Raw genomic sequence first — 2,312 nt, 5'->3', positions numbered from 1 at the left:
GCTGCCCTCGATCGTGGTCTTCACGCTGACCGCCGTCGCCGCCGGCTTCGGTGTGGCGGCGACCGGGACGGCCCTCGGTGTGTGGGCGGTCGTCGGGCTGCTGTGCGTGCTGGCCGTGGTGCTGGAGCTACTGGTCGTGCGCTCAGCCATCGCGCTGGGCCCGGCCCTCGCCGCCGACGCGGACCACGTGTGGGTCCGGGTCGGCGGGTTCCTGCGCCCGGAGTCGCTGCGCCTGGAGTGGCCGGAGATCGCCGGCTTCGGCCTGCGCACCTGGCAGGGCCGGCGCCGGACCTCGGCCCGCTACCTGACGGTCCGGCTGACAGAGTCCGCCCGCGCCACGGTGGAGCCCGAGCTGGCGGGTGCGCCGGGCCGCCGCCTGCGCCGCCAGGAGGCGGCGTTCGGCTCGCTGCTCGCGATCACGGAGCGGCACAAGTCGGCGAGCCTCGACGTGACGGTCCGCGGCCTGCGCGACCTGGCACCGGACGGCGTGCGGTTCACCAGCGACTGAGGCGCGCCGGAGCGAACCCTGGTGTCCCCGCGCCGGAAATCCAGCAGCTATCTCAGCGGCCCAGCTTCCCGCTGGGGGCGTCGCCGATCCGCCCAAGTACGGTCCAGCACGCGGGCGAATCGGCGCCTTGCCAGCGGAAACCTGGATCCACCGAGATAGACATCGCATTTCCGGCGCGGGGCACTAGGCGGCGCGCAGGTCCAGCACCGCGATCTCGCCCTCGGTGTGCACGGCCGCCACCGCGAGGCCCGCGCTCTCGGCCAGGGCGGTCAGTTCCGCGACGTCGCGGATCTTGCCGCCGAACCAGGCCAGGTTGCGCAGCTCCGCGTGCGTGCGAGACGGCGCCGGGACTCGTTCGATGACGAAGACCGCGCCGTCCCCACCCGCGGCTTGCGCGCAGCGAACCAAGATCCGGCGAGCGTCCTCGTCGCCCCAGTTGTGGATCACCGCGGACAGCAGGTAGCCCTCGGCGCCGGGTGGCACCCGCGCGAAGAAGTCGCCCGCGACCACGTCGGCGCGATCGGCCAGGCTCGCGGCGGCGATCAGCTTGCGGGCCGCGTCCGCCGGACCGGGCAGGTCGAGCACGGTCCCGCGCAGTGCCGGGAACTCGCGCAGCAGCGCGATCAGCAGCGTCCCGTTCCCGCCGCCGACGTCCACCACGTCACCGAGCGCGCCCCAGTCGTAGGCCGCGACGATGCTCGGCGCCTCGAGCTCGGAGGCGGTGCCCCGCGCGTCGTCGAACTCCGCCCCGCGGGCCGGGTCCGAGGCGAGGTCGGTCCAGAACGGCGTGCCGAACTGCGCCGCGAACGCCGGCTCGCCGGTGCGCACGCTGTGCAGCAACGCCACGAGCGACAGGTCACCGCGACCGACCGCGCCCTCGATGTCCCAGTCGGCGCGCAACCCGGCCGGATGGCCGTCGCACAGGCACGCCCCGAACGCGGTCCGCGTGTACCGGCCCTCGTCGTCCCGGCTCAGCACGCCGACCGACACGAGGTGGCGCAGGAGCCGGTCCAGCGCGTCCGGATCGGCACCCGCCTCGTCGGCGAGCTCGTCGGCCGTCCGCGCGGTGTCCAACCGGTCGGCGACGTGCAGGGTCGCCGCGACCCGGATCGCCATCGGGGTCACCAGGTCCGCCATCGCGGTGAGTTCCTCGACCTCCTCGTGACTCATCACCCCACGCTAACGTCCTCGCCATGCGCTGTGCAGGGCCCAAAACCGGGTCTGGCACGGCGTCCGCCCCTAGCGAACCCACTGTCCCGCACCGAGCGCTGGGCGGATGCTGACCGCATGCCTGACACGGTCGCCGTCCTGTCCGACATCCACGGCGTGTTGCCCGCGCTCGACGCGGTGCTGGCCGAGCCCGACGTGCGTGACGCGGACGTCGTCGTGCTACCCGGTGACATCGCCACCGGCCCACAACCCGTGCCCACGCTCGACCTGCTCATGTCGATGGGCGAACGAGTGCGCTGGGTCAGCGGCAACTGCGAACGCGTGTTGGTCGAGCACGCCAGGGGTCACGGCCCGGAGGAGTCTCAATGATCAAGTCAAGCCGGGTGCGTGACCGGCAGAACGGGGGTGAAGCGCCGGTTGTCACGCAGCTGTGCCCTCAGCATGTCGACTCGGCGGCGGGCGAGGGCGATGACGGCTTGGACGTGTTTGAGTCCTTGTCCGCGTTTGTTGAGGTAGAAGCCGCGGTTGGGGCCTTCGCGGATGATGCTGGTCTGCGCGGAGAGGTAGAACACCCGGCGCAGGTGGCGGCTGTGGCGTTTGGGGCGGTGCGGGTTGCCGGTGCGGCGGCCGGAGT

General features: G+C 72.8%; 3 protein-coding genes and 1 pseudogene. 2 read left to right on the top strand and 2 right to left on the bottom strand.

What is annotated here, in order from left to right; all coding sequences use genetic code 11:
- Window positions 1–508 (top strand): hypothetical protein (locus ACRDTB_RS38030; RefSeq protein ID WP_431437129.1); only part of this gene is annotated, 508 nt, incomplete at its 5' end.
- A 183-nt stretch (window positions 509–691) separates the two neighbouring features.
- Here the strand turns inward: ACRDTB_RS38030 and ACRDTB_RS38025 are convergent.
- On the bottom strand, window positions 692–1,678 hold the full coding sequence (locus ACRDTB_RS38025) for a methyltransferase (RefSeq protein WP_431437128.1): 987 nt from the start codon (window positions 1,676–1,678) through the stop codon (window positions 692–694).
- Window positions 1,679–1,795: 117 nt separating this feature from the next.
- On the opposite strand from ACRDTB_RS38025, the gene ACRDTB_RS38020 reads away from it, so the two are divergent.
- Window positions 1,796–2,047, top strand: a complete 252-nt coding sequence (locus ACRDTB_RS38020; protein WP_431437126.1) for a metallophosphoesterase family protein — start codon at window positions 1,796–1,798, stop codon at window positions 2,045–2,047.
- A 5-nt stretch (window positions 2,048–2,052) separates the two neighbouring features.
- Here ACRDTB_RS38020 and ACRDTB_RS38015 read toward each other — a convergent pair.
- Window positions 2,053–2,312: pseudogene (locus ACRDTB_RS38015) on the bottom strand (IS110 family transposase); the annotation flags it as partial.

The sequence above is a fragment of the Actinophytocola sp. genome (genome assembly GCF_050699935.1).
GTDB lineage: Bacteria > Actinomycetota > Actinomycetes > Mycobacteriales > Pseudonocardiaceae > Actinophytocola.
This window is presented reverse-complemented; position numbering and strand designations above follow the sequence as displayed.

What these genes read in the sequence shown, in the direction of transcription:
- ACRDTB_RS38025 (WP_431437128.1), bottom strand. Translation starts at nt 1,678, where the DNA reads ATGAGTCACGAGGAGGTCGAGGAACTCACCGCGATGGCGGACCTGGTG.
- ACRDTB_RS38020 (WP_431437126.1), top strand. Translation starts at nt 1,796, where the DNA reads ATGCCTGACACGGTCGCCGTCCTGTCCGACATCCACGGCGTGTTGCCC.